26 protein-coding genes are annotated in these 26,961 nt (G+C 60.0%); 15 read left to right on the top strand and 11 right to left on the bottom strand.

All coding sequences use genetic code 11. The annotated features are described in order from the left end of the window. Positions 1–23 precede the first annotated feature (23 nt). A complete protein-coding gene (gene yedA, locus IB252_RS26945; protein ID WP_192410836.1) occupies positions 24–950 on the top strand; it encodes a drug/metabolite exporter YedA in 927 nt (308 codons plus the stop codon). Between the two features lie 78 nt (positions 951–1,028). Then, positions 1,029–2,363: a DEAD/DEAH box helicase gene (locus tag IB252_RS26950; RefSeq protein ID WP_074871125.1), complete on the top strand. Its 1,335-nt coding sequence runs from the start codon at positions 1,029–1,031 to the stop codon at positions 2,361–2,363. Between the two features lie 106 nt (positions 2,364–2,469). Here IB252_RS26950 and IB252_RS26955 read toward each other — a convergent pair whose 3' ends face one another. Next, entirely contained in the window at positions 2,470–3,708 is a 1,239-nt protein-coding gene (locus IB252_RS26955) for a TIGR03862 family flavoprotein (RefSeq protein WP_192410908.1), read from the bottom strand. Positions 3,709–3,990: 282 nt separating this feature from the next. Then, a complete protein-coding gene (locus IB252_RS26960) occupies positions 3,991–4,911 on the bottom strand; it encodes a histone deacetylase (RefSeq protein WP_008149211.1) in 921 nt (306 codons plus the stop codon). 72 nt (positions 4,912–4,983) lie between these two features. On the opposite strand from IB252_RS26960, the gene IB252_RS26965 reads away from it, so the two are divergent. From IB252_RS26965 to IB252_RS26975, 3 genes are all read left to right on the top strand, one after another. Continuing rightward, positions 4,984–5,553 carry a GNAT family N-acetyltransferase gene (locus IB252_RS26965; RefSeq protein WP_111451237.1) on the top strand — a complete coding sequence of 190 codons (570 nt, stop codon included), beginning with the start codon at positions 4,984–4,986 and terminating at the stop codon, positions 5,551–5,553. A gap of 103 nt (positions 5,554–5,656) precedes the next feature. Then, positions 5,657–6,526 (top strand): acyl-CoA thioesterase II, encoded by an 870-nt coding sequence (gene tesB, locus IB252_RS26970; RefSeq protein ID WP_192410837.1) that lies wholly within the window; start codon positions 5,657–5,659, stop codon positions 6,524–6,526. Continuing rightward, the gene (locus tag IB252_RS26975; protein ID WP_192410838.1) at positions 6,523–7,116 is read left to right on the top strand and encodes an HAD family hydrolase; all 594 of its coding nucleotides are present in this window, start codon (positions 6,523–6,525) and stop codon (positions 7,114–7,116) included. Before tesB ends, IB252_RS26975 begins: the two co-directional genes overlap by 4 nt. A gap of 108 nt (positions 7,117–7,224) precedes the next feature. Here IB252_RS26975 and IB252_RS26980 read toward each other — a convergent pair whose 3' ends face one another. Both IB252_RS26980 and IB252_RS26985 read right to left on the bottom strand, forming a co-directional pair. Then, entirely contained in the window at positions 7,225–8,184 is a 960-nt protein-coding gene (locus IB252_RS26980; RefSeq protein WP_111451135.1) for an alpha/beta hydrolase, read from the bottom strand. Further along, complete coding sequence (locus IB252_RS26985; RefSeq protein ID WP_111451134.1) at positions 8,185–9,078, bottom strand: neutral zinc metallopeptidase; 894 nt, start codon at positions 9,076–9,078, stop codon at positions 8,185–8,187. Between the two features lie 288 nt (positions 9,079–9,366). Here IB252_RS26985 and IB252_RS26990 point away from each other — a divergent pair, with 288 nt between their 5' ends. Both IB252_RS26990 and IB252_RS26995 read left to right on the top strand, forming a co-directional pair. Beyond that, the gene (locus tag IB252_RS26990) at positions 9,367–10,143 is read left to right on the top strand and encodes an IclR family transcriptional regulator (RefSeq protein WP_192410839.1); all 777 of its coding nucleotides are present in this window, start codon (positions 9,367–9,369) and stop codon (positions 10,141–10,143) included. Positions 10,144–10,285: 142 nt separating this feature from the next. Continuing rightward, positions 10,286–11,164, top strand: coding sequence for a DMT family transporter (locus IB252_RS26995; RefSeq protein ID WP_008149189.1), 879 nt, complete (start codon positions 10,286–10,288; stop codon positions 11,162–11,164). A 45-nt stretch (positions 11,165–11,209) separates the two neighbouring features. Here the strand turns inward: IB252_RS26995 and IB252_RS27000 are convergent, their stop codons facing one another. After that, positions 11,210–12,526, bottom strand: coding sequence for an MFS transporter (locus tag IB252_RS27000; protein ID WP_225607618.1), 1,317 nt, complete (start codon positions 12,524–12,526; stop codon positions 11,210–11,212). 372 nt (positions 12,527–12,898) lie between these two features. Between IB252_RS27000 and quiC the strand changes: the two genes are divergently transcribed. Together quiC and IB252_RS27010 are read left to right on the top strand one after the other, a co-directional pair. Continuing rightward, entirely contained in the window at positions 12,899–14,800 is a 1,902-nt protein-coding gene (gene quiC, locus IB252_RS27005; RefSeq protein WP_192410841.1) for a 3-dehydroshikimate dehydratase QuiC, read from the top strand. Positions 14,801–14,902: 102 nt separating this feature from the next. Then, positions 14,903–15,580: a TetR family transcriptional regulator gene (locus IB252_RS27010; protein ID WP_192410842.1), complete on the top strand. Its 678-nt coding sequence runs from the start codon at positions 14,903–14,905 to the stop codon at positions 15,578–15,580. A gap of 12 nt (positions 15,581–15,592) precedes the next feature. Here the strand turns inward: IB252_RS27010 and IB252_RS27015 are convergent, their stop codons facing one another. The 3 genes from IB252_RS27015 to IB252_RS27025 all read right to left on the bottom strand — a co-directional run bounded on the left by IB252_RS27015 (position 15,593) and on the right by IB252_RS27025 (position 17,945). Further along, positions 15,593–16,456, bottom strand: a complete 864-nt coding sequence (locus IB252_RS27015; protein WP_225607607.1) for a shikimate dehydrogenase — start codon at positions 16,454–16,456, stop codon at positions 15,593–15,595. Beyond that, positions 16,453–16,893, bottom strand: a complete 441-nt coding sequence (gene aroQ, locus IB252_RS27020) for a type II 3-dehydroquinate dehydratase (protein WP_192410844.1) — start codon at positions 16,891–16,893, stop codon at positions 16,453–16,455. Before aroQ ends, IB252_RS27015 begins: the two co-directional genes overlap by 4 nt. A 140-nt stretch (positions 16,894–17,033) precedes the next feature. Continuing rightward, positions 17,034–17,945, bottom strand: coding sequence for a LysR family transcriptional regulator (locus IB252_RS27025; protein WP_111451128.1), 912 nt, complete (start codon positions 17,943–17,945; stop codon positions 17,034–17,036). A 315-nt stretch (positions 17,946–18,260) separates the two neighbouring features. Between IB252_RS27025 and IB252_RS27030 the strand changes: the two genes are divergently transcribed. Together IB252_RS27030 and IB252_RS27035 are read left to right on the top strand one after the other, a co-directional pair. Beyond that, positions 18,261–18,689: a DUF4160 domain-containing protein gene (locus IB252_RS27030; RefSeq protein ID WP_111451127.1), complete on the top strand. Its 429-nt coding sequence runs from the start codon at positions 18,261–18,263 to the stop codon at positions 18,687–18,689. Then, on the top strand, positions 18,686–19,132 hold the full coding sequence (locus IB252_RS27035) for a DUF2442 domain-containing protein (protein WP_111451126.1): 447 nt from the start codon (positions 18,686–18,688) through the stop codon (positions 19,130–19,132). The genes IB252_RS27030 and IB252_RS27035 overlap by 4 nt, the downstream gene beginning before the upstream one ends. A 54-nt stretch (positions 19,133–19,186) precedes the next feature. Here IB252_RS27035 and trmA read toward each other — a convergent pair whose 3' ends face one another. Both trmA and IB252_RS27045 read right to left on the bottom strand, forming a co-directional pair. Then, positions 19,187–20,266, bottom strand: coding sequence for a tRNA (uridine(54)-C5)-methyltransferase TrmA (trmA, locus tag IB252_RS27040; RefSeq protein ID WP_192410845.1), 1,080 nt, complete (start codon positions 20,264–20,266; stop codon positions 19,187–19,189). Beyond that, positions 20,263–21,558: an NCS2 family permease gene (locus tag IB252_RS27045; RefSeq protein WP_192410846.1), complete on the bottom strand. Its 1,296-nt coding sequence runs from the start codon at positions 21,556–21,558 to the stop codon at positions 20,263–20,265. Before IB252_RS27045 ends, trmA begins: the two co-directional genes overlap by 4 nt. 214 nt (positions 21,559–21,772) lie before the next feature. On the opposite strand from IB252_RS27045, the gene IB252_RS27050 reads away from it, so the two are divergent. Together IB252_RS27050 and IB252_RS27055 are read left to right on the top strand one after the other, a co-directional pair. After that, a complete protein-coding gene (locus tag IB252_RS27050) occupies positions 21,773–22,228 on the top strand; it encodes a DUF4879 domain-containing protein (RefSeq protein ID WP_192410847.1) in 456 nt (151 codons plus the stop codon). A 66-nt stretch (positions 22,229–22,294) separates the two neighbouring features. Beyond that, a complete protein-coding gene (locus IB252_RS27055) occupies positions 22,295–22,846 on the top strand; it encodes a DJ-1 family glyoxalase III (protein ID WP_111451122.1) in 552 nt (183 codons plus the stop codon). A gap of 22 nt (positions 22,847–22,868) precedes the next feature. Here IB252_RS27055 and IB252_RS27060 read toward each other — a convergent pair whose 3' ends face one another. Next, entirely contained in the window at positions 22,869–24,107 is a 1,239-nt protein-coding gene (locus tag IB252_RS27060; RefSeq protein WP_192410848.1) for an MFS transporter, read from the bottom strand. Positions 24,108–24,510: 403 nt separating this feature from the next. Between IB252_RS27060 and IB252_RS27065 the strand changes: the two genes are divergently transcribed. Both IB252_RS27065 and cydB read left to right on the top strand, forming a co-directional pair. Continuing rightward, positions 24,511–25,950 carry a cytochrome ubiquinol oxidase subunit I gene (locus tag IB252_RS27065; RefSeq protein ID WP_192410849.1) on the top strand — a complete coding sequence of 480 codons (1,440 nt, stop codon included), beginning with the start codon at positions 24,511–24,513 and terminating at the stop codon, positions 25,948–25,950. Between the two features lie 3 nt (positions 25,951–25,953). Then, positions 25,954–26,961 (top strand): cytochrome d ubiquinol oxidase subunit II, encoded by a 1,008-nt coding sequence (gene cydB / locus IB252_RS27070; protein WP_056744661.1) that lies wholly within the window; start codon positions 25,954–25,956, stop codon positions 26,959–26,961.

Here is a 26,961-nt window from a genome sequence, read left to right on the forward strand (position 1 = left end):
TTGTCTTGCCTACGAGCTGCCCCATGCCTGGCTTACGTCGTTTTCCCTTACCGTTGATCGCTGCCTTTTTCGCGTTGTACGTGATTTGGGGCTCGACTTACCTGGTGATTCGCATCGGCGTGGCGTACTGGCCGCCGTTGCTGCTCGCCGGTATCCGCTTCGTGATCGCCGGGACGTTGATGTACGCGTTCCTGCGTTGGCGCGGGGCGCCAGCACCGACCTGGGCGCAGTGGAAAGCCGCCGGGATCATCGGGATTTTGCTGCTGGCGTGCGGTAACGGCGGGGTGAGCGTGGCCGAACACATGGGCGTCGCCTCGGGTGTGGCTGCGTTGGCGGTGGCGACGGTGCCGCTGTTTACCTTGCTCTGCGGATATTTCTGGGGCGCGCGTAATACCCGTCTCGAATGGGCCGGGATTGTGCTCGGGCTGATCGGCATTGCCATGCTCAATCTCGGCTCCAACTTGCAATCGAGCCCGCTGGGCGCCGCCTTGCTGATATTTGCGGCAGCGTCCTGGGCCTTCGGTTCGGTGTGGAGCAAACACTTGCCGCTGCCCCAAGGCTCGATGGCCAGTGCCGTGGAAATGTTGGTCGGCGGTGTAGCGCTGCTGATTGGCAGTGCGCTGAGTGGTGAGCATCTGGACGCCATGCCGCCGATCGAAGGCTGGGCGGCCCTGGCCTACCTGACCTTCTTCGGTTCGATCATCGCTTTCAACGCTTATATGTATCTGTTGAAAAACGTGCGGCCAGCTGCGGCCACCAGTTATGCCTACGTCAACCCGGCGGTGGCGGTGTTGTTGGGGATCGTGTTTGTCGGCGAGACCATCGGGATCGAAGAAGCGCTGGCCATGCTGGTGATCATCAGCGCCGTGGTGTTGATCGGTTTGCCGCAGTGGCGCCGGATGCCGGAACGACCCGCTGCCGTGGTGCAGACAGAATCGAGCGTGAATTAGGGTAAACTGCGCGCCATTGCATCTTGTTTTGCACACTTGTTTTGAAAAACCCGCGCTGAATTTTCCTACGGTAATCCCATGACTTTCGCCTCCCTTGGCCTGATCGAACCCTTGCTGCGCTCTCTCGAGACGCTCGGCTACCAGACCCCGACGCCGGTTCAGGCGCAAGCCATTCCGGCGGTGCTGGCCGGTCGCGACCTGATGGCCGCCGCCCAGACCGGGACAGGCAAGACCGCCGGCTTCGCGCTGCCGCTCTTGCAATTGCTGGCCATGGAAGGGCCGAAAGTGGCGTCCAACTCGGTGCGCGCCCTGATCCTGGTGCCGACCCGCGAATTGGCCGAACAGGTTCACGAAGCCGTGCGTCAGTACGCCGAGAATCTGCCGTTGAGCACTTACGCGGTGTACGGCGGCGTCAGCATCAACCCGCAAATGATGAAGCTGCGCAAGGGTGTTGACGTGCTGGTGGCGACGCCGGGCCGTTTGCTCGACCTGTATCGCCAGAAGGCCCTCAAGTTCAATCAGCTGCAAACCCTGATCCTGGACGAAGCCGATCGCATGCTTGATCTGGGTTTCTCCGAGGAACTGGGGAATATCTACCGCGTGCTGCCCAAGCAACGTCAGACGCTGCTGTTCTCCGCGACGTTCTCCGACGCGATCCGTTTGCTGGCCGGACAAATGCTCAACGATCCGTTGAGCATCGAAGTCAGCCCGCGCAACGTGGCTGCCAACACCGTCAAGCAATGGGTGGTGACGGTGGACAAGAAGCGCAAGCCGGAGCTGTTCATCCACTTGTTGCGCAAGGGCAAGTGGAAGCAGGTGCTGGTGTTCGCCAAGACCCGCAACGGCGTGGACGCGCTGGTGGAAAAACTCCAGGGACTGGGCGTCAATGCCGACGGCATCCACGGCGACAAACCGCAGGCAACCCGTCAGCGTGCGCTAGACCGCTTCAAGGCCAGTGAAGTGCAGATTCTGGTGGCCACCGACGTCGCGGCCCGTGGTCTGGATATCGAAGATTTGCCATTGGTGGTCAACTTTGACCTGCCGATCGTGGCGGAGGACTACATCCACCGGATCGGTCGTACCGGTCGCGCGGGTGCAACCGGGCAGGCGATTTCGCTGGTCTGCGCTGATGAAGTGAATCTGCTGTCGGCCATCGAGACGTTGACCCGTCAGACATTGCCTCGCCAGATGGAGCATGACTTCGAGCCTGAGCACCGGGTGCCGGATACCGATGCCAGCGGTCAGGTCGTCAAGAAGCCGAAAAAACCGAAGAAGCCGAAGACCTCCGGTGGCGGTAAACGCAATCTGGGTAAGTGGGTCGAGAGCGGTGATGCATCGGCGCCGGAGCCTTCGATCAAGCCTGTGCGCAAGGTGCCGGTGTTCAACACTGGGCCGCGCAAGAAGAAGCCTTGAATACACGCGGCGTCTGTTAGGCCGCCTTCGCGAGCAAGCCCGCTCCCACACTGGATCTGTGTCGTCTACAAATCCCCTGTGGGAGCGCGAAGGGGTCAACTCGGTTTCAAGCCTTGTGCTTCAACCACTCCACCATCCCCAACCCCGCCGCTCGCCCACTGGCGAAACACGCGGTCAGCAGATAGCCGCCCGTCGGCGCTTCCCAATCCAGCATTTCCCCCGCGCAGAACACGCCGGGCAATTGCTTGAGCATCAAACGCTCATCCATCGCTTCGAACATCACGCCACCCGCACTGCTGATGGCCTCGTCCAGTGGGCGGGTTTTCACCAGTGTCAGTGGAAGCGCCTTGATCGCTTTGGCCAGCAGCGCCGGATCGGCGAAGTATTCGGCCGGCGTCAGTTCGCGCAGCAGAGCCGCTTTCACGCCATCAATGCCGAGCTGACTGTGCAGGTGTTTCGACATTGAGCGTGAACCACGCGGTTTGCTCAGCGCAGCCTGCACTTTATCCACAGGCTTGCCCGGCAGCAGGTCGAGGTGAATGGTTGCCGAGCCGTGCTGATTGATGGCTTCACGGATCGGCGCGGACAAGGCGTAGATCAAGCTGCCTTCAATCCCGGTTGCCGTAATCACACATTCCCCGAGCCGCGGCATGTCGTCATTGAGGCCAATGGCGATGTTTTTCAGCGGGGCGCCGGCGAATTTGCTGACCATCAACTCGCTCCAGGCCTGCACCTCGAAGCCGCAATTACTCGGTTGCAGCGGTGCGAGTCCTACGCCGTGTTGTTCCAGTGGCAGCATCCAGGCGCCGTCCGAGCCGAGCCGCGACCAGCTGCCGCCGCCGAGGGCCAGCAAGGTGGCGTCAGCTTTGACGGTTTTTTCGCCTTCGGGGCTGTTGATGCGTAATCCACCGCTGTCATCCCAGCCGAGCCAGCGGTGACGGGTGTGGATAACGACGCCGCTGTCTCGCAGGCGTTTGAGCCATACACGCAACAGGGGGGCGGCTTTCATGTCTGTAGGAAAGACTCGGCCGGAGCTGCCGACAAAGGTTTCGATGCCCAGGTCATGAATCCATTGGCACAGCGCATCGGCACCGAAGCCACGCAGCAGGGGCGCAATCTGCGGCGCGCGTTCGGCGTAGCGTGAGAGAAATGCCGGGTAGGCTTCGGAATGGGTGATGTTCATGCCGCCGACGCCTGCCAGGAGGAATTTTCGCCCTACTGAAGGCATGCCGTCGTACAGGTCGACCTTGATCCCTGCCTGGCTCAGCACTTCGGCCGCCATCAAGCCGGCGGGACCGCCGCCGATGATGGCGACGTGAGGGGGGAGGGCGGCGGATTGGGTCATGGCGAGAGCTGCGGCTTGGCGGAATAAGCCGCGCATTCTACCAGCACCATTCCCAGTGGGAGCGAGCCTGCTCGCGATAGCGGTCTGACAGTCACTTCAATTGCTGGATGTGCCTCCGCTATCGCGAGCAGGCTCGCTCCTACATGGGCTCTGTTGTGTTTATAAGAAAGTGATCAAAAAACAACCTGCGCTCTGTAGGCTACACAGCACATAGCCTGTAGGACCTTTCACTCAGGTTATCCACAGGCAGTTCCACAGGCATTGTGGGTAAAGACCCACAGCTCAATGACAACCTGATGACTGCCAGACCCGTTGTGCACTGTGATGCAGGATTCCATGACGGCGCGCCAATGCCTTGCGGTCCTTGCTGTAGCCGCCGCCGATAACCCCGACCACCGGGATATCCCGGCCCAGGCAATGGCGCATCACGCTTTCATCGCGAGCGGCGACGCCTTCGTCTGTCAGCTTCAGGTAGCCGAGCGCGTCATCTTTATGCACATCGACGCCGGCGTCGTACAACACCAGGTCAGGTTGGTAGAGCGGCAGCAAATAATTGAGCGCATCGTCCACCACCTTCAGGTAATCGGCATCGCCCATGCCCATGGGCAGTGGAATGTCCCAGTCACTTTCGGCTTTGCGTGCAGGAAAGTTCTTCTCGCAGTGCAGGGAAACGGTCACCGCTTCCGGGGTGTTGTGCAGGATCCGTGCAGTCCCGTCGCCCTGATGTACATCGCAGTCGAAGATCAGCACCCGATTCACCCGACCGCTTTCCAGCAGGAAATGGCTGATCACGGCCAGGTCATTGAAGATGCAGAACCCGGCAGGATGGTCGTAATGCGCGTGATGGGTGCCGCCGGCCAAGTGACAGGCCAAACCATGTTCCAGCGCCTGCTCGGCCGCCAGCAGCGAGCCGCCAACCGCCCGCACCGTGCGCCGGGCCAAGGCTTCGCTCCAGGGCAGGCCGAGGCGCCGTTGGTCTTCGCGGGACAACTCGCCGCCCATGTAGCGTTCGATATACGCAGGGTCATGTGCGAGCGCGAGAATCTCTGGCGGGCAAAGGTCGGGGCGCAGCAGGTCGGCGTCGCGAGTCAGTCCGCTGTCCACCAGGTGATCGCGCAGCAGGCGAAACTTGTCCATGGGGAAGCGGTGATCCGCCGGGAACTCGGGACTGTAGTCTTCGTGATAGATCAGGGGCAGGGGCATGACGAATTAACGTAGGAATGAAGGACGGATCCTACCAGCGTTGTAGACTTGCGGCATGGAAAGGGGGAGATGATGGAACCGATACTGGAACTCGAGAGCGCGCGACTGCTGTTACGGCAGTGGAGCGATGAAGATTTGCCGGAGTTTGCGGCGATGTGCGCCGATCCACAGGTGATGCGATATTTTCCGGCGCCTTTGAGTCGTCTGGAAAGTGCCTCGCTGATCGGACGGATTCGTGGTCATTTTGCCGAACATGGTTTCGGTCTCTGGGCGCTGGAGCGTAAGGACACCGGGGCATTTATCGGTTTTACCGGGCTCGCAGAGGTCGGCTTCGACGCACGCTTTACCCCGGCCACCGAAATCGGCTGGCGCCTGGCCCGCGAGCACTGGGGCCTTGGCTACGCCAGTGAAGCGGCGTGGACCGCTCTGCGCTGCGGGTTTGACCGGTTGGCGCTGAAAGAAGTGGTGTCCTTCACCACCGAAACCAACACGCCGTCGCAGAAAGTCATGCAGGCCATCGGCATGCACCATGATTCAGCCGATGATTTCGACCACCCGATGCTCGCGGTCGATCATCCCCTGCGTCACCATGCGCTGTACCGCATCACCCGTGAACAATGGCTGCAAACCTTGCATGGATAAGCCGGCACGGACGTTTACAATGGCTCCCATGGGCCCTGGCCAGAAATTGAATCGACCGTCGCAGCCATGACTGCGCGGCATGCGTTGTGTGAGGAGAGTCTGAATGAGCCAAGTGTTGGATGATCTGGTTGACCTGCTGACCCTGGAACCGATCGAAGAAAACCTGTTCCGTGGCCGCAGCCAGGACCTGGGTTTTCGTCAGCTGTTCGGTGGTCAGGTGATCGGTCAGTCCCTGTCGGCGGCCAGTCAGACGGTCGAAGAAGCGCGCCATGTGCATTCGATGCACGGTTATTTCCTGCGTCCCGGCGATTCCGCGTTGCCTGTGGTTTATCAGGTTGATCGGGTGCGCGACGGTGGCAGTTTCAGCACGCGCCGGGTGACGGCGATCCAGAAGGGCAACCCGATCTTCACCTGCAGTGCGTCGTTCCAGTACGACGAAGAAGGCTTCCAGCACCAGGCCGAGATGCCGGTTGTGGTCGGCCCGGAGAACCTGCCATCAGAGCTGGAGCTTGCTCAGCAACGTGCGCACCTGATTCCCGAGCACATGCGTGAAAAACTGCTGTGCCCGAAACCGATCGAGTTCCGCCCGATCACCGAGAAAGATCCCTACAACCCGCAGCCGTCCGATCCAATCAAATACGTCTGGTTTCGCGCTGACGGTGCCTTGGCCGATTCTCCGGCGCTGCATAAATACTTGCTGGCCTACGCTTCGGATTTCGGTCTGCTGACCACCGCGATGCAGCCCCATGGCAAATCGGTCTGGCAGAAAGACATGCAGGTCGCCAGCCTCGATCACGCGCTGTGGTTCCATCAGGATCTGCGCGCCGATGATTGGTTGCTGTATGCGATGGACAGTCCTTGGGCGGGCAACTCGCGCGGTTTCTGCCGTGGCAGCGTGTTCAATCGTGCCGGGCAACTGGTGGCGTCGGTCACGCAAGAAGGCCTGATTCGCCACCGCAAGGATTGGGCATGAGCCTGGCCGAGGTGCGGCACTGGGTGTTCGACATGGACGGCACCCTGACGGTGGCCGTGCATGACTTCGCGGCGATCCGCGTGGCGTTGGCGATTCCTGCCGAACACGACATCCTGACCCACCTCGCCGCGCTGCCGGCCGATGAAGCCGCCGCCAAACATGCGTGGTTGCTGGAACACGAACGGGACCTGGCGCTCGGTTCGAAAGCGGCACCGGGTGCGGTAGAACTGGTGCGCGAGCTGGCCGGGCGCGGTTATCGCCTGGGCATTCTCACGCGCAATGCGCGCGAACTGGCGCATGTCACGTTGGAGGCGATCGGCCTGGCCGACTGCTTCGCGGTGGAGGATGTACTGGGCCGTGATGAAGCGCCGCCAAAACCGCATCCCGGTGGTTTGCTGAAGTTGGCCCAGGCCTGGAATGTCCCGGCCAGTGAGATGGTGATGGTCGGCGATTACCGTTTTGATCTGGATTGCGGTCGGGCGGCAGGGGCGCGGACGGTGTTGGTGAACCTGCCGGAGAATCCCTGGCCTGAGTTGACGGATTGGCATGCCGCGGATTGCGTGGCGTTGCGGGAAATGCTTTCGGCTTGAGGGCCTCATCGCGAGCAGGCTCGCTCCCACATTGGTTTTGTGAACACTGGAGATCCCCTGTGGGAGCGAGCCTGCTCGCGATGGCGTCAGCTCAGCCACCACAAAAACTCACTGACCAAACAACGCCTTCTGCCCCTGCGGCGAGTTGAACATCCCATCCCCGTCATGCCCGACCCCGGGCACTTCAATCAGTTGCTGACTCAATCCTTGAGGATGCAGCCGCTTCAGATAAGCAAAATAATTACGCCCGCGAGCCAATCGATTGGCGCCCTGAGCCTGGGCCTCACAGCTTTTATCCAGCGCCGGCTGATTCGGGTCGTTGTCCTGCTGCCCGAGCAGGTAAACGACATCGCGCTTGACGTAGTTTTCTTCCAGCTGTTTGGCGGTTTGCCCTTTGGCATAGGCGGGTAAATCCACCAGTCCATATTTCCAGTGATTGAAATTCGGGCAACCGGCGTGTTTGAACGCCACCGGCCGTCGTTCATCGAAGTACGCATAAGACGACGGGTTGGCAATGACGTAACGCACCTGAATGTCGGCCGCCTTGAGAGCTGGCTGATCGTGGCCCAGTAACGCGTATCGCTGCACCACCTGAGCGCCGCCTGAGTGACCGGCGATGACGATTTGCTTCACGTCCGGAAACTGTTTTCGATCGCCGATTCGGGCGATGATTTCGTCGAGCGCCGCGTAGGAACTCATGGAAAACGGAGCGCTGGATTCACCGCCCGCCATCCAGTCATTGCCCTGCCAGCGCAATACGCTGTCAGCCACGGGATGGGCTGCGACGTCGGTTTCATTGAGAAATTGCGGGGCGATCACCAAGGTGCTCGCGGTTTGCCCGGCCTGTTCGGCCGCGTGCACGGCGCTTTGGCGATAGGTATCGGCATTGCGCAATCGACCATGGATGATGATCAGCACGCGTTCGATTTTCGTCGGCGCCGTGCCGATGCCCACCGCGATTTCACCTGCAGTCAGCAGCAGGCGTCCGGAGCTGACCTCTTTGACCGCATGCTCGGCAGCCTGGGCGCTTGCGCAGGTGATCAGTAGAGCTAACAGCCACTTATTCATTTATAGGTTTTTCGCTGCAAAGGTATCGCACTGGCCGACCTGGCCTTGTGCGAATCCGGTTTTGAACCAGCGCACCCTTTGCGCCGACGTACCATGAGTAAACGAGTCCGGCACCACACGACCCTGACCTTGCTGTTGCAAGCGGTCATCGCCGATGGCATTGGCGGCGTTCAAGGCTTCTTCGATGTCACCGGGTTCCAGCCAGTTCAGCCGTTTCTGCGCGTTGTTGGCCCAGACTCCGGCCAGGCAATCGGCCTGCAGTTCCTGGCGTACCAGCAAACCGCCGTCACCTTCCATCTGCCGACCCTGTTGGCGGGCGGTCTGAATTTTCGCCGACACACCGAGCAAGGTCTGCACATGGTGTCCGACTTCGTGAGCGATCACGTAGGCCTGGGCGAAGTCGCCAGCGGCGGAAAAGCGTTGGGACATTTCCTGGAAGAAACTCATGTCCAGGTAGACCTTCTGGTCCGCCGGGCAATAGAACGGACCGGTCGCCGAACTGGCCAGACCGCAGGCCGAGTTGACGCGGCCGCTGAACAGCACCAGGGTCGGGTCCTTATATTGACGACCGGCCTGCTGGAAAATCTGACCCCAGGTGTCTTCGGTATCGCCGAGGATCGAGCGCACGAACTCGGCTCCTTCATCAGTGGCCGGCGGTGCCTTGCGGGTTTGAGTCGGTGCCGGTGCAGATTGCTCGCTCATCTGCCCGGTCAGTTGCCCGAGGATTTGCAGCGGGTCCTGGCCGGTCATCCAGCCGATCCCGACGATCAGGATAATCGCCGTCAGGCTCAGGCCCTTGCCGCCACCGAAACGCATCCCGCCACCGCCACTGCCGACATCATCTCCACGGGCATCGACCACGTTGTCGCTGCGTCGGCCTTTTTTCCATAGCATGTGGGAATCCTCTGATTGTCCGTGGGGATGAGTGTTGCTGCTGAGCGGGAGCGGCGCCAGTCCGGTCGTCCATCTTTTGTTGCGCACAGCAGCCGTCCCGGCAACCTGTGGTGGGTGGCCGGGCGTCTTCCAGACTCGTATTGAACACGGACAACCCATCTAATTCCTTCAGGCGACGGGTTTTTATCGAGCAGGCGACCGCCTGCATCGTTATCGGACAGTTGGTTCCAGATTTCGCATTCGGTCGGTTGTCTTCTAGAATCGGACAAATTTTGTGTGGTATCTCCCATGGCCGGCAGTCAGATTGAACGTGTTTTCAGCGTGCTTGAAAGCCTCACCAGTGACCCTCGTGGCCTGCCGATGCAGACGCTGGCGGAGCAATTGGATATTCCCAAAAGCGCGACTCACCGGTTGCTCGCCGAGCTGATTCGGCTGGGTTATGTGCGGCAGAATCCGGAGAACCTGCGGTATCACCTGTCGACCAAACTGGTGGCCATGGGTTTCCGTTATTTGTCGGGCAGCGGCGCCGATATTGTGCAGCCGGTGCTTGATCGCCTCGCCGAGGAAACCGGCGAGCTGGTGCGTCTTGGGGTGATTGAAGGTGAGCGGCAGATCTGGATCGCCAAATCCCAGGGCGCCCGTTCCGGCCTGCGCTACGACCCGGACATGGGCCGCGATGCGCCTTTGTTTTACACCGCGTCGGGGCATGCGTGGCTGGCGTGTATGAGCGATGCCGAGGCGCTGTCCCTGGTCGAACGGCAGGGTGGTGAGCGGCCGAAAGACCTCGGGCCGAATGCACCACGCTCCAACATCGAATTGCTGGAGCGCTTGCGTCTGGCGCGGGAGCAGGGTTATGCCTGGGTTGAGGAGAGTTCGGCGGTGGGCACCTCGGCGATTGCTGCGGTGGTGCGACATCCGAGTGATAGTCGAGTCATCGGTGTGCTGAGCATCGCCGGGCCGAGTGCGCGGATGCCGGGGGCGCGATTGCATGAGTTGGCGCCACTGTTGTTGAAGTTTGCCGATGAGCTGTCGGCGGCCAGTCTGGCGTCGGAGCTGTTCAACTGACCACTACAGAAACCGTGCGTTGTTCGCACACTTTTTCGGTTTACTTGTGTAGGAATCTGGAACAAGGTTCTAAATTATTCGGGTTCGCCTTTCCTGTAAGGGATGCTTTTAAATAGTTGATGCACTACACAAGGGATACCGAATGACCGTCAGCACTCCGCTCTCCGGTGTAAACCAACCCTTCAAAGGGATTTTGCTGATCGTCGTTGCGACCTTCCTGTTTTCCAGTCACGACGCCTTGTCGAAATACCTCTCGGGGTTCTACCCGATCGTTATGGTGGTGTGGGCCCGTTATCTGGTTCACACCTTACTGATGGCCGGGATTTTTCTGCCGCAATCCGGGCTGGGTGTCCTACGAACCAAACGGCCGTTACTTCAGCTGTTGCGGGCGTTGTGCCTGTTGGGCACCAGTCTGTTTTTCACCACTGGCTTGCAGTACATCCCCTTGGCCGAAGCTACGGCGGTCAACTTTCTTGCGCCGGTTCTGGTGACTGCGCTGTCGGTGCCACTGCTGCGCGAGCACGTCACGCGTGGCCAGTGGATTGCGGTGATTTGCGGCTTCATCGGCGTGTTGATCATCGTCCATCCCGGAGGAGAACTCTTTACCCCGGCGGTGTTGCTGCCGCTCTGCTCGGCGCTGTTTTTCTGCTTCTATCAATTGCTCACCCGCAAGCTCAGCAACATCGACAGCCCGACCACTAGCAACTTCTTCGCCGGGCTGTGCAACACCCTGGTGATGAGTGCGCTGGTGCCTTTCTTCTGGCAAGTCCCCAGCCTGGGCCATGGATTCATGATGGTGGCGTTGGGCGCCTGCGGGATGACGGCTCACCTGTTTCTGACGCAAGCCTTCCGCCACGCGGCCCCGGCGTTGTTGGCGCCGTTTGGTTATTGCCAGATTGTCTTTGCCGGTTTGCTGGGCTGGTTGCTGTTTTCTCACACGCCGACCCTGACCACCGTGGTCGGGATCGCGGTGATTTGTTGCAGCGGGTTGGCAGCCGCCTGGCAGCAGAGTCGTCGGTGAGAGCAGCAGGGCAGGCCTGGAATCAGGCCTGCCGGGGGAGGGGTTTTACGGGGTGACGGTCGGAATCTTGCGCGGCGCCATGAAGTACATCCAGATCAGCGCGATGAAATACATCGCCGGAATCATGGTGAACAGCACGGTGTAGTTGTTGTTGGTGATCGTCAGAATGTGGCCGACCAACTGGGTCATGAACATCCCGCCGATGGCCGCGCACATGCCACCGAAGCCGAACACCGTACTCATCATGTGTTTAGGCGTGTAGTCCATCACCAGGCTCCAGATGTTCGCGGTCCAGGCCTGGTGCGCACCGATGGCCAGGGAGATGGCGAACACCGCGACCCACAGGCTGCTCGAACCCGCCGCCATGATCACGCCGACGATGCAGCAGGCGAACAGGAACATGGACATCAGCCGCGCCTTGATCGGGTTGACCCCACGGCCGATCAGGAACGAGGACAGGATCCCGCCGCCGACGCTGCCGAAATCGGCAGTGAGGTAGATGATGATCAGCGGGATACCCATCTGGGTCACGTTGATCCCCAGGTTGTATTGCTGATTGAGGAACGGCGGCAGCCAGTAGAGGTAGAACCAGAACACCGGCGCGGTGATCGCGTAAGCCAGGGCGAAGGCCCAAGTGCCACGCATGCGCAGGATTTTCGAGAACGGTACGCGGGATTGTTCTGGCTCTACTTCCTTCTGGATGTAGTCCAGTTCCGATTGTTTGACGCTCGGATGTTCTTCCGGGTTGTAGTACTTCAAGCCCCAGAACAACAACCAGATCCCGCCCAGTGCCGACATGCACAGGAACGCGGCCTGCCAGCCCCATACATGCAGGATCAGCGGCAATAACATGGGGGTGAACATCGCGCCGACGTTGGTCCCGGCGTTGAAGATGCCGGTGGCCACGGCGCGTTCGCCGGCCGGGAACCACAACCGGGTGGTCTTCACGCACGCCGGGTAGTTGGCGGCTTCCGTCAGACCCAGAATGAATCGGCAGACCATGAAGCCGACGGCCGAAGTGGCCAGGCCATGGGCGCCGGTCGCCAGGCTCCAGAGCAGCACGGCGAAGAAGAACACGCGCTTGACGCCGACCCGATCGATCAACCGGCCTTGCAGCACGAAACCGATGGCGTAGCCGACCTGGAACCAGAAGTTGATGTTGGCATAGTCCATCGCCGTCCAGCTCATTTCCTTGGCGAGAATAGGCTGCATCACGCCCAGTGCGGCGCGGTCGATGTAGTTCAGGGTGGTGGCGAAGAACACCAGCGCCAGCATGCCCCAACGGGTTTTGCCGACCGCCATTGCACCGCGGATCTTGTCGCCGATGCCGCCAGTGGCAGGAGTCATGGAGGAACGCTCCATGGAAGAGCTTTCAGAAGGAATCATGTAGGCCACCGATTATTTTTATGTGGTGTTCTGGGTCTTTGGTCATCCGGGGCCCGTGGTTGATGACGGCCCCCAATGTGGCGTTGATGTTGCGCAGTGGACGAAAAATCGTCAATTCGCCAAGGGCCATTGTGTTCGATAATCGCACGCAAAACTAACTGGGTAGTACACTTTGAATTGCTGTGTCGATTCGACCGGCCAATAATCCATCCCAAGTTAAACGCCATCCCTGTAGGAGTACGGCTTGCCGGCGATGGCGTCCTCGAAATCGCCATCGCCGGCAAGCCGTGCTCCTACTCGAAGCGTGCGATTGATAACAAGATTGTCTCCACCACCGGGAGTCGAAATATGCAGCGTTCCATTGCCACCGTGTCCTTGAGCGGTACCCTGCCGGAAAAACTTGAAGCCATCGCCGCCGCCGGTTTCGACGGGGTGGAAATTTTCGAGAATGACCTTCTCTACTACGACGGCAGTCCGCGGGAAATTAAACAGATGTGCGCCGATCTCGGGATCGCGATCACGCTGTTTCAACCTTTCCGGGATTTCGAGGGCTGCCGCCGCGACCGCCTGCCGCGCAACCTGGAGCGGGCCGAGCGCAAGTTCGACCTGATGCAGGAACTGGGCACCGACCTGGTGCTGGTGTGCAGCAACGCTTCGGCCGACGCCATCGGTGACGAACAGATTCTGATCGACGACTTGCGCCTGCTGGCCGAACGCGCCGGTGCTCGTGGTTTGCGGATCGGCTACGAAGCGCTGGCCTGGGGCCGCCACGTGAACACTTATCAACAGGTATGGAACATCGTCCGTCAGGCCGATCACCCAAACCTCGGCGTGTTGCTGGACAGCTTTCACACGCTGTCACTCAAGGGTGATCCGAGCGCGATCGCCGAGATTCCCGGCGACAAGATTTTCTTCGTGCAAATGGCCGACGCGCCGATCCTGGCCATGGACGTGCTGGAGTGGAGCCGGCATTTTCGCTGTTTCCCGGGCCAGGGCGAATTCGATCTGCCGGGTTTTCTCGCGCCAATCATCAAGAGCGGTTACACCGGGCCGTTGTCGCTGGAGATCTTCAACGACGGCTTCCGCGCCGCGCCGCCACGGGCCAATGCCGCTGATGGTTTGCGCTCGTTGCTGTACCTGGAAGAGAAAACCCGCGAGCGTCTGGCGCAGGAAGCCAAGCCACCGGCCACTGTCGACATTCTGTTCGAGACGCCCCAGGCCAGCGAGTACAACGGCATCGAATTTCTTGAATTCGCCGTGGACGAAAGTCTTGGCGCCAAGCTGTCACATTGGCTGGAGCGGCTGGGTTTTGTCAAAGCCGGCCAGCATCGTTCCAAGAGCGTGAGCTTGCTGCGTCAGGGTGATATCAACCTGATCCTCAATTCCGAGCCTTACTCGTTCGCCCACAGTTTTTTTGAGGCACATGGCCCCTCGCTGTGCGCCACCGCCGTGCGGGTCAAGGACAGCGCCAGTGCGCTGGCTCGGGCCGTGGCTTATAAAGGTCAGCCGTATCGCGGGCTGGTCGGCCCCAATGAACTGGAGCTCGCCGCGGTGCGCGCGCCGGATGGCAGCCTGATTTATCTGGTGGACCAGGACGCCGATGTCTACGGCACCGACTTCAATCTGCAACCCGCCGCCGTGGCCAGCGGCGGCCTCAAGCGCATTGACCACATGGCCATGGCGCTGCCGGCCGACAGCCTCGACAGTTGGGTGCTGTTCTATAAAAGCCTGCTGGATTTTGAAGCCGATGATGAAGTGGTGCTGCCTGACCCGTACGGCTTGGTAAAGAGTCGGGCACTGCGCAGCCGGGACAGTTCGATCCGCTTGCCGTTGAACATTTCCGAGAACCGCAACACCGCGATCTCACATGCACTGTCGAGTTATCGCGGCTCCGGCGTGCATCACATCGCCTTCGATTGCGACGATATTTTTGCCGAAGTCAGCCGGGCCAAGGAGGCGGGCGTACCGCTGCTGGATATCCCGCTCAATTACTACGATGACCTCGCCGCGCGGTTCGATTTCGACGACGAGTTCCTCAGCGAACTGGCCTATTACAACGTGCTCTACGACCGCGATGCCCAAGGTGGCGAGCTGTTCCATGTGTATACCGAACCGTTCGAAGGACGCTTCTTCTTCGAAATCATCCAGCGCAAGAACGGTTACGCAGGTTACGGCGCAGCCAACGTCGCGGTGCGACTGGCGGCCATGGCCAAGTCTCGAAGCGGTGCCGTACGTCAGGCAAAGTTGTAGGAAAATCGTAAACATGGGTACAAACCGCCGCCGCTCGGCTTCCTTCACTGTGCGGCGCGGCCCATAATCGCCAACTTGTGCAGTGATGGCCGTGAGCCCGCAATGACGATAACTTCAGAACTCTCCGCCGCGCCCGACGAGCCGATTGTCGAGCCGCGCAAGAGTCGCAAGAACAACCCGGAAAAGACCCGCGAGAATATCCTTCAAGAGGCGATTGTCGAGTTCGTCCAGCAGGGACTTTCCGGCGCTCGCGTCGATGCGATTGCCGAGCGCATCCACACCTCAAAACGCATGATCTATTACTACTTCGGCAGTAAGGAACAGCTCTACGTCGAGGTGCTGGAGAAACTCTACGGCGATATCCGCAGCACCGAAAATCGTCTGCACCTGACGGAACTGGCTCCGGTGGAGGCGATTCGGCGGCTGGTGGAGTTCACTTTCGACCACCATGATCGCAACGTCGACTTCGTGCGTATCGTCAGCATCGAGAACATTCACAACGCTGAATACGTGAAGCGCTCCGATGCGATCAAGGCGATGAACAACACCATCCTCGATTCACTGGGCGAAATTTTGCGTCGCGGTGCTGAGGAGGGTGTGTTCCGGGCAGGGCTTGATCCGTTGGATGTGCATCTGCTGATCAGCTCGTTCTGCTTCTATCGCGTGTCGAACCGCCATACCTTAAGTGAGATTTTTCAGATCGACCTGCCGGAAGAAAGCATCAAGCAACGTCATCGGGCGATGATCTGCGAGTCGGTTTTGCGCTATTTACACGCCTGATACCTTCGCTTTTCAGCCATTCATGCTCTGAAAATGCTCGAGCATTCGCTGCGCATCCGGCACCACGCCGCTGAACAACTCAAACGCCTTCACCGCTTGAAACACCGCCATGTTGCCGCCATCCAGCGTGCGGCAACCCAACGCGCGGGCGTTGCGCAGCAGTTCGGTTTCCAGCGGAAAGTAAACGATCTCCGCCACCCATAACTCACCTCGAAGCAGCTCCACCGGCACCGGCATGCCCGGCAGTTTCTTCATGCCAACGGGGGTGGTGTTCACCAGGCCGTCGGCCTGGGCGAGAGTGCTTGGCAAGTCGTGACCCGCAACAGCCCGGCTGCTGCCGAAATGTTGATTGAGGTTGTCCGCCAGGCTTTGGGCGCGGCTGGTCTCCACGTCGAAAATGCTCAGCAGCTGTACGCCTTCACTCAAGAGTGCATGGGCCACTGCCGCGCCGGCGCCACCGGCGCCCATTTGCACGACGCGCTCAAGGGCAACGCCCTGCAAGCCACGACGGAAACCTTCGGCGAAGCCCAGGCAATCGGTGTTGTGGCCGATGCGTTTGCCGTCCTTCAGCACGACCGTGTTCACCGCCCCAATGCCTCGGGCTTCCGGTGACAATTCGTCGAGTAGCGGGATGATCGTCTGCTTGCACGGAAAGGTGATGTTCAGGCCGGTGAAGTTCATCCGCTCGGCGGCTAACAGCAGGTCGGGCAGGGCGCTGCTATCGAGTTTCAACGGGTCCAGATCGATCAGGCGATAGAGGTAATGCAAACCCTGGGCATCGCCTTCATGCTCGTGCAGCGCCGGGGTGCGAGAAGCCTGGATGCCGGCGCCGATCAGTCCGGCCAGTACAGCGTTGGTCTGAGTCACGGTCTTCATCCCTTCAAACGTTGGCTGAAATGCTCCAGCGCCAGGCGATAGCCGTGGCTGCCGAAACCGGCCATCACCGCCGTGGCGATGGCCGACACAAAAGAGTGGTGGCGGAAGGGCTCGCGGGCATGAACGTTGGACAGGTGGACTTCGATCACCGGCAATTCGCTGGCGACCAACGCATCGCGGATCGCGACCGAGGTGTGGGTCCAGGCGGCCGGGTTGATGACGATCCCGGCGCAACGACCGCGAGCGGCGTGAATCCAGTCGAGCAGTTCGCCTTCATGATTGGTCTGGCGAAACTCCACCGCCAGGCCGAACTCTTCGGCGGCACGACCGCACAATGCAGAGATGTCGGCCAGGGTTTCGTAGCCGTAAGTCGCCGGCTCACGGGTGCCGAGCAGGTTCAGATTCGGGCCGTTGAGCACCAGAACGATAGGGGACATCGGGGTCTCTCCACTTATTGTTTTTGGCATTGGCCGAGGGTTTCAGCCTGTGGAGATAAATTGTACTAGCTGGTTAATTTGGTCAATTGAAGAGGCGGTTCTCAGGGTTAATGTGTGCGGTGATCGGACGGTTTCGCTTTTCAGCGGGGCAGATGCTCAACCAGGAAGTCGATAAACGCCCTTAAACGCAACGGCATATGGCGCGTTTGTGGGTAGAGCAGGGTGAACGGTCGCGAGCGCCCGCCATACGGCTTGAGCACTTCCACCAGCGAGCCATCGGCCAGTTCGTTTTCGACGATGAAGCGATAGGTCTGGAACAGTCCCGCGCCATGTTTGGCCAAGGTCACGCCGCCCAGCACATCGTCGGAACAACTGAGGTTGCCTTCGGCCAGAATCTCCCGGTGCACGCCATTGTCGTTGAACAGCCAGGCAATCCGTCGACCGCTGCTGGGCAATTCGTACTGGATGCACTCGTGCTGTTTAAGATCATCCAGCGTTTGTGGAATGCCCGCGTGCTTGAGGTAGTCAGGACTGGCAATCATCACCAGCGCGGCGTCTTCTAACTGTCGGGCGATCAGGCCGGAATCCGGAATCGCCCGCACGCGGATCGCCATGTCATAGCCTTCACCGACGAAATCGATGTTGCGATTACTGATGTGCGACTCGACCTTCACCGCTGGAAAGCGCGCCCGGAAAGCCGGCAACAACGGCAGAATCCGGTGATGGGCATAGGTGGTGGGAATGCTGATGCGCAGGGTGCCGGAAGGCTGTTGCTGCTGGCCCATGACCTCACGCTGGGCCTCGACCAGTTGCGCCAGCGCCTGGCGACATTCTTCGTAATACCGGCGACCACTGTCGGTCAGCTTGACGCTGCGAGTGGTGCGGGCGAACAACTGCACGCCCAGGCGTTCTTCCATGCGCGACACCGAACGGCTCACGGCTGCGGGCGTCACGCCAGCCACCAGTGCGGCAGCGGTAAAGCTGCCGGCCTCGGCGGCCAGGCAAAACAGCTCGATGCTGCCCAGTTGAAGATCGTCGAATTGTCGCTGCATGATTGATTACACCGGGGATCAAATGAAGTGTGTGAGTCAGTGTTTATCAGATGTCTGCACACAGATACAGGGCGTTCGTGATGAACAAACCCGTCGGGTTGATTTCCTGACAAGCCAAGACAGCCGTCCTCGGGACGGCTTTTTTGTAGGCGCGAGGAAAGGATTGCTTACCATTTTGCGGTGTTATCCATCGGCCCGAGCCGAGCCTTGGCGCTAGTCTCAAAAGTCGCAGTGATGATTCAGCACTGTGCCAGTTATCGGATTTTCCAGGGAATGTCGGGTCTTCGGGCTCATTAACCTAACGGATGGGTTAGCATGAGATTATTCAGCTACAAAGGGTTTTCAATGGTGATCATGTTGCGCGATGAGCACTGCCCACCGCATGCACATGTGGATGCCGGAACCTGGAGTGCGCGCTTCAAATTCAGCTTCTGGCACAACAGTGTCGAGCTGTGGGACGTGGTTCCTCATTCTCGAAGGCCACCTGTAGCGGTGTTGGAAGGGTTGCGTCACGCGCTCGGACAACCCGCTCATTTGCGCCGCGCTCGGTGCATCTGGTGGGACAAGCTGCACACGGTCTGCCTCGATCATCAGATATGGGACTGGCAAACCAGCGAAGTCGTGGTGGTAAAAAGGGTCGCCAGTACGACCTGCATGATTGGCTCGGCTTGCTATGAGCCCGAGACGAACAAGACCCTGCTGGCGCTGATAGGCGTTCCGGAGGGCGTGGAGATCGAACTATGAAAACGATAACAGCAAAAATGTTGGTGGATCGGCCCGTAACCGAAGCCGTGCTGGATGAAGCCATCCAGCGTGGCCAGCTGCGCCACAAAGGCGGTCTGCGGGCGACTTCGGTGACCTTTGTGGAACCGTGCCTGGCGGTCAATTTCATTGATGGCAGTGGCGTGCTATTGCCCGTGCAGCACTATCCGGAGTTCGATGATTTCGACGTCGAGGATTTCGCAGACCTGAAAGTCGGCTTTTCCGGGACTGCCCTTTGCCACGAGGGCAAGGATCTGCAAGTCTCCATCGCCGGGATGGTTTCGGCCAGCAAGCCGTTGATGGATATGGCCGCGTCGGTCATCGCCTCGCGTAATGGTCGCCAAAGCAGCGCTGCCAAAGCAGAGGCTGCGCGGGCGAATGGCCGTAAGGGCGGGCGCCCGCGCAAGACCGATATCACCGTTTAAGCACGCACAAAAAAGCCGTCGTGATGACGGCTGATTTGTATCTGGCGTCGGCAATTACCGGCGTGTCAACAACACCCCGGATTCCATGTGATGGGTCCATGGGAACTGGTCGAACATTGCGCATCGGGTGATGCGATGGGTGTCGTGCAACTGGGCGATGTTGGCCGCCAGGGTTTCCGGGTTGCAGGAGATGTAGAGGATGTTGTCGAAGCGACGGGTCAGCTCGCAGGTGTCCGGATCCATGCCGGCCCGAGGCGGATCGACGAAGACGCTACCGAACTCGTAGCTCTTCAGATCGATACCGTGCAGACGACGGAACGGACGAACTTCGTTCAGGGCTTCGGTCAGCTCCTCGGCGGACAAGCGCACCAGGGTGACGTTATTCACAGCGTTTTCGCTGAGATTGCTCAACGCGGCATTGACCGACGCCTTGCTGATTTCGGTGGCCAGCACTTTGCGCACGCGCGTGGCGAGCGGCAAGGTGAAGTTGCCGTTGCCGCAATACAGCTCGAGCAAGTCGTCGGAGCGATCGCCAAGTGAGTCGTAAGCCCAGTTGAGCATCTTCTGGTTCACGGTGCCGTTGGGCTGGGTGAACGCGCCTTCCGGCTGGCGATAGCTGAAGGTGCGACCGCCGACGTCCATCTGCTCGACCACGTAATCGTGACCGATCACTTCGCGTTTGCCCTTGGAGCGGCCGATGATGCTGACGTTCAAATCGGCTGCCAGTTTCGACGCCGCCTCGTGCCAATGCTCGTCCAGCGGGCGGTGATAGCACAAGGTGATCATCGCATCGCCAGCCAGGGTGGTCAGGAACTCCACCTGAAACAGCTTGTTGCTCAGGGCCGCACTGGCTTGCCACGCTGCTTTCAGCTGCGGCATCAATTCGTTGATGCGCAGGCTGGCGATCGGAAATTCTTCGATCAGGATCGGCGTGCGCTTGTCTTCCTGGGAAAACATCGCGTAGTGACGATCACCGGCTTCGCGCCACAGGCGGAATTCGGCGCGCAGGCGGAAGTTTTTCAGCGGCGAGTCGAACACCACAGGTTCTGGCGCACCGAACGGGGCCAACAGGTCACGCAGGCGCGTGACCTTCTCTTCGAGCTGAACGGCGTAAGCCTTGGAATCAAAAGTCATGCGTTGAACCAACCCAGCTTGATCACGAACAGAATCGACAGAATCACCAGTGCCGAGTTCAGCTCACGGCCGCGGCCGGACAGCAACTTGATCGCGGTCCAGGAGATGAAACCGAAGGCGATGCCATTGGCGATGGAATAAGTGAACGGCATGGCCAGAGCAGTGACCACGACCGGTGCGGCGACGGTGATGTCGTCCCAGTCTATTTCGGCCAGGCCGGATGTCATCAGTACCGCGACGAACAGCAGCGCAGGTGCGGTAGCAAAGGGTGGAACGCTGGCCGCCAACGGCGAGAAGAACAGCGCCAACAGGAACAGAATCGCCACGACAACGGCGGTCAGGCCAGTGCGGCCACCGGCACTCACGCCGGCTGCGGATTCGATGTAACTGGTGGTGGTCGAGGTGCCCAGCAGCGAACCGGCCATGGCCGCGGTACTGTCGGCGATCAGGGCGCGACCCATTTTCGGCATGTGGCCGTCCTTGCCCATCAGGCCGGCGCGCTTGGCGACGCCGATCAGGGTGCCGGAGTTGTCGAACAGGTCGACGAACAGGAAGGCGAAGATCACGCTGACCAGCCCGATGTCCAGGGCGCCCTTGATGTCCAGTTGCAGGAAGGTCGGGGCCAGGGATGGCGGCATCGACATCACGCCGCCGAACGGGGTGAAGCCCATCACGATCGAAGCGATGGTGACTGCCAGAATGCCGATCAGTACTGCGCCGCGCACTTTCAGCGCTTCAAGGGCCACGATCAGGGCAAAGCCGAGGGTCGCGAGGATCGGGGCCGGTTGTTTCAAGTCGCCGAGGCCGACCATGGTTGCCGGGTTGCTCACCACGATGCCTGCGTTATGCAGGGCGATCAGGGCCAGGAACAGGCCGATACCGGCGGCAATCGCCGAGCGCAGCGGCAACGGGATACTGTTGATGATCCATTCGCGGATGCGGAAGATCGACAGCAGGAAGAACAGCACTGCCGAAATGAACACCGCTCCCAGCGCTACTTGCCAGGTGTGGCCCATGTGCAGGACCACGGTGTAGGTAAAGAAGGCGTTCAGGCCCATGCCCGGCGCGAGCGCGATCGGGTAGTTGGCGATCAGGCCCATCACCGTCGAACCGATGGCGGCTGCCAGACACGTGGCGACGAACACCGCGCCCTTGTCCATGCCGGTTTCGCCGAGAATGCTCGGGTTGACGAACAGAATGTAGGCCATGGCCAAAAAGGTCGTGAAGCCCGCCAGAATCTCGGTCCGCACGTTGGTGTTGTGTGCCTTGAGTTGAAACAGCCTTTCCAGCATGTCTGCTCCCCGTGGCGCGCCAGGCGCCGTGAATGTATCGACCTCAACAGCAAAGCACAGACCGCTGCTGGCGCCTGGTAATTTTCTGTGGGTCGGAAAAAGCCGCGCATCATACCAGCCGCGTGGGGTTATGGCTGCTTATGGCTGCGATCGTCGTCGATGTTTTGCGGTAAAGCCAAGTACGCCATACTGCGCGCTGGTTTTGGGGGTACTTATGTATTGCATGAATAAACGTCTGATTGCCGTATTCGGAGTGTCGATCGCCTTGTTCCTGGGGGCGCACACCGCCTCGGCTGCATCGGCGGCGCCGTTGAGTCAGGTGAAGGTACTCAAGGTCGAGTCGCCGAGCTGTGGTTTTGAAGACATTGCGCAGGGGCAAGAGCAAACCCGCTGCAATCACAGCGGACCGAACATCAAGGTCTACGTGCTGGAAGTCGGTTACGGTCGTAGCGCGCATGTCGGGCTGGACGGTTTTGAAGTGAACGGCACCCGGACCCCGGTCTGTGCTTTTGATAATGGCAACCTGACTGAGTGCACCGTCGGGAAAAAAACCGTCGGCTATCTGTACGTCTTCGATCTGGCGGGTAAACAGGAAGGCACGTTCACCTTCAGCAACACGTCGATCAACGCGCCAGGCAATACGCTGTCGACGCAGCTTTACATCAAGTAACGGCAGGCTCGAACAAGGGGCGGGAAAGCTGACTACGCTTTAAAGATCATCCAGTGGACTGCGCCCATGACCTTTAGAGCTCTGATTACCCTCGCCGAGGGCATCGATGACCTGCAATCAGTGACCCTGATCGATGTGCTACGCCGTGCCAAGGTTGAAGTGGTTGTGGCCAGCGTCGAGGGACGGCGCATGCTCACCTGCGCGCGCGGCACCCGAGTGACGTCCGATGCGATGCTGGTGGACGTGCTGGCACAGCCGTTCGACCTGATCGTCCTGCCCGGTGGTGACGTGGGGGCGCAACATCTGGCGGCGCATCAACCCCTGCAACAATTGATCAAGGATCAGGCAGCGGCCGGGCGCCTGTTCGCCGGCATCGCCGAGGCCCCGGCGCTCGCATTGCAAGCCTTTGGCGTACTGCGTCAGCGGCGCATGACCTGCCTGCCCTCGGCCAGCCATCAACTGTTGGGGTGCAACTTCGTCGATCAACCGGTGGTGGTCGATGGCAACTGCATCACCGCGCAGGGTTCAGGGGCGGCGTTGCAATTCGCCCTGACGCTGGTGGAACAACTCTGCGGTAAGGCCACGCGAGCGGCGGTGGCGGGGGAGTTGGTGGTCTAGAACGTGCCCCGGACAAACTGCTTCAGACCTTCACTTCTTCCACCGGCACATGCATGCGGTCGCGCTTAGCCAGGGTCGGGAACAGTTTGATCCACGCCCCGGTCACCACCAATGTGCCAATACCGCCCATGACCACGGCCGGTACGGTGCCAAACCAGTGGGCGGTCAAGCCGGATTCAAACTCGCCCAACTGGTTCGAAGCACCAATGAACAGACCGTTCACGGCACTGACCCGGCCGCGCATTTCGTCCGGGGTTTCCAGTTGCACGAAGGAGGCGCGGATCACCATGCTGATCATGTCCGCCGCGCCCAGCACCACCAACACCGCCAGGGAAAACCAGAACGAGGTCGACAGGCCGAACGCAATGGTCGCGACGCCGAACACACCCACTGCGGTGAACATGACCCGTCCGACTTTGCGCTCCACGGCAAATCTCGCCAGGTACAGCGACATCAACAGTGCACCGACTGCCGGCGCTGAACGCAGCAGGCCCAGGCCCCAAGGGCCGGTCAGCAGGATGTCCTTGGCGAACACCGGCAGCAACGCCGTTGCGCCACCGAGCAGGACGGCAAACAGATCCAGAGAAATCGCCCCGAGAATGTCCGGACGACTACGAATGAAGCGGATGCCCGCCAGCAGCGAATCCAGCGTCGCCTTGCCCTTGTTCAGCGGTGTCTGCCGTGCAGGCAAGTTGAGCATCAGCAGGCAGGCGATGAGGTAGAGGATCACTGTCGGGCCATAGACCCAGACGCTGCCGAAGGCGTAAAGCAATCCTCCGAGGGCCGGGGCAACGATAGTCGCCGATTGCTGTGCGGATTGGGCGGCGGCGACGGCGCGGGGAAACAACGCGCTGGGCACGATGCTCGGCAACAAGGCTTGAGTGGTCGGCATTTCGAAGGAGCGGGCGGCACCGAGCAGAAACGCGAGGATGAAGATCATCTCCCGGGTGACATTGTCGGTCGCGCTACCGATGGCCAGCGACAGGGCGATCAACGCTTGCACGGACTGACAGATTGCCGCGACCTTGCGCCGGTCATAACGGTCCGCGACATGCCCGGTGTGCAGCATGAACAGCACCCGCGGGGCGAATTCCACCAGACCGACGAGGCCCAGGTCGAGCACATTGCCGGTCAATTGGTAGAGGTTCCAGCCAATGGCCACGGTGAGCATCTGGAAACCGCTGGCGGTAAACACCCGAGCCAGCCAGAACGCGATAAAAGGGCGGTGATGACGTAACAGCAAAGGCGCTTGGCTGGGCATCTGAGGGCAGGTCTTGAGCGAGGGGAGGGTCGAGATTATCACCAAGCTGTAACCAAAAGTTGCAGGGCAGGGAAATTTAGTTAGCTAGACACCGATCTCGAAAACGCAGAAAGCCCGCTCCCACAGGGAATATGTTTCTGCCTATGACCGTAGCGCTGAGGCAACCTGTCACGCGGCAAAAGACCACACCGTCCATCGTCAAAAATGGGACTACTCTTTCAACGTTGCTTGATCCAGATCAAGACCGCTCGTGGAATTGATCCGGCGGCCAGATGGCCAGACTCCCTACGTTGTGATGTTTGTAGAAAAAGAACGAATTCAAATTCGCCACACTCCATATCCGTGGGGGCAGTGGGTGTAGGCCGCAAGCCTTCAGCCGGTATTACCTGACAGAGGAAGACTTATGTTCGGTTTGGAGGCACTTGATCTCGCCCGGATTCAGTTCGCGTTCACCATTTCGTTTCACATTCTATTTCCCGCCATCACCATTGGCCTGGCGAGTTACCTGGCGGTGCTCGAAGGTCTGTGGCTGAAAACCCATAACGACACGTACCGCGATCTGTACCACTTCTGGTCGAAGATTTTTGCGGTCAACTTCGGCATGGGCGTGGTCTCCGGACTCGTCATGGCCTATCAGTTCGGCACCAACTGGAGCCGCTTCTCGGACTTCGCCGGCTCCGTGACCGGGCCACTGCTGACGTACGAAGTACTCACCGCTTTCTTCCTCGAAGCCGGTTTCCTCGGGGTCATGCTGTTCGGCTGGAACAAGGTCGGGCGCAATCTGCACTTCTTCGCCACGGTCATGGTCGCCATCGGCACACTGATCTCGACCTTCTGGATTCTCGCGTCCAACAGCTGGATGCAGACGCCGCAAGGCTACGAAATCGTCAATGGCCAGGTCATTCCGGTGGACTGGCTGGCGGTGATCTTCAACCCGTCGTTCCCGTACCGCCTGATGCACATGGCCACGGCAGCGTTCGTTGCGACCGCCTTCTTCGTCGGTTCCTCGGCGGCCTGGCATTTGCTGCGCGGCAAGGACAATCCGGCGATCCGCACCATGCTCTCGATGGCCATGTGGATGGCCTTGATCGTGGCGCCGATTCAGGCGGTCATCGGTGACTTCCACGGGCTGAACACGCTTGAGCATCAGCCGGCGAAAATCGCCGCGATTGAAGGTCACTGGGAAAACCACGGCGATGAGCCGACCCCGCTGATCCTGTTCGGCTGGCCGGACATGAAAGAAGAACGGACCAAATTCGCGGTAGAGATCCCGTACCTGGGCAGCCTGATCCTCACGCACTCGCTGGACAAACAGGTCCCGGCACTCAAGGAATTCCCGCCTGAAGACCGACCGAATTCAACCATCGTGTTCTGGTCGTTCCGGATCATGGTCGGCCTGGGTTTCCTGATGATCTTCACCGGTCTGTGGAGCCTGTGGCTGCGTAAACGCGACAAGCTGTATACCTCGCGACCGTTCCTGTACCTGGCGTTGTGGATGGGGCCGTCCGGCCTGATCGCGATCCTCGCGGGTTGGTTCACCACTGAAATCGGCCGTCAGCCGTGGGTGGTCTACGGCCTGATGCGCACGGCAGACGCGTCCTCCAATCACAGCTTCATGCAGATGAGCATCACGTTGATCATGTTCGTCGTGGTCTATTTCGCGCTGTTCGGCGCCGGTCTGGGCTACATGATGCGCCTGGTGCGCAAAGGGCCGAAGATCGACGAAGGCAAGGAAACCAACGAGGGTGGTCCTGGCCAGAAACGCACGCCGGCCCGTCCGCTGTCCGCCGCCGATGACAACGGTGACGACGACCACCGCCCCAGCCTGACCAAGGAGATTTGACTCATGGGTATTGATCTTCCGCTGATCTGGGCCGTGATCATCATCTTCGGCATCATGATGTATGTGGTCATGGACGGTTTCGATTTGGGGATCGGGATTCTCTTCCCGTTCATTCCGGGCAAGACCGATCGTGACGTGATGATGAACACCGTCGCGCCGGTCTGGGACGGTAACGAAACCTGGTTGGTACTGGGCGGTGCAGCGTTGTTCGGTGCCTTTCCGCTGGCCTATTCGGTGGTGCTCTCGGCGTTGTACCTGCCGCTGATTTTCATGCTGATCGGGCTGATCTTTCGCGGCGTGGCCTTCGAGTTTCGCTTCAAGGCCAGGGACGACAAGCGCCATCTCTGGGACAAGGCGTTCATCGGTGGCTCGGTTGCCGCCACCTTTTTCCAGGGCGTTGCGTTGGGTGCATTCATTGATGGGTTGCCGGTGGTCAATCGCCAATTTGCCGGTGGCTCACTGGACTGGTTGACGCCGTTCACCCTGTTCTGCGGCGTGGCGCTGGTGGTGGCTTATGCGCTGCTCGGTTGCACCTGGCTGATCATGAAGACCGAAGGCAAGTTGCAGGAACAGATGCATGACCTGGCTCGGCCACTGGCTTTTGTGGTACTGGCGGTGATTGGTATTGTCAGCATCTGGACCCCGCTGGCCCATGCCGAGATTGCCGCTCGCTGGTTCACCCTGCCGAATCTGTTCTGGTTCCTGCCGGTGCCGATTCTGGTGCTGGTGACCATGTACGGTCTGATCCGTGCAGTGGCTCGCAATGCGCACTACACGCCATTCCTGCTGACGCTGGTGCTGATCTTCCTCGGCTACAGCGGTTTGGGTATCAGCCTGTGGCCGAACATCGTGCCGCCGTCGATCTCGATCTGGGACGCTGCCGCACCACCGCAAAGCCAGGGCTTCATGCTGGTGGGCACGCTGTTCATCATCCCGTTCATCCTGGGTTACACCTTCTGGAGCTACTACGTGTTCCGCGGCAAGGTCACCCACGAAGATGGCTATCACTAG

This window comes from Pseudomonas sp. PDM10 (assembly GCF_014852295.1).
Lineage (GTDB): Bacteria > Pseudomonadota > Gammaproteobacteria > Pseudomonadales > Pseudomonadaceae > Aquipseudomonas.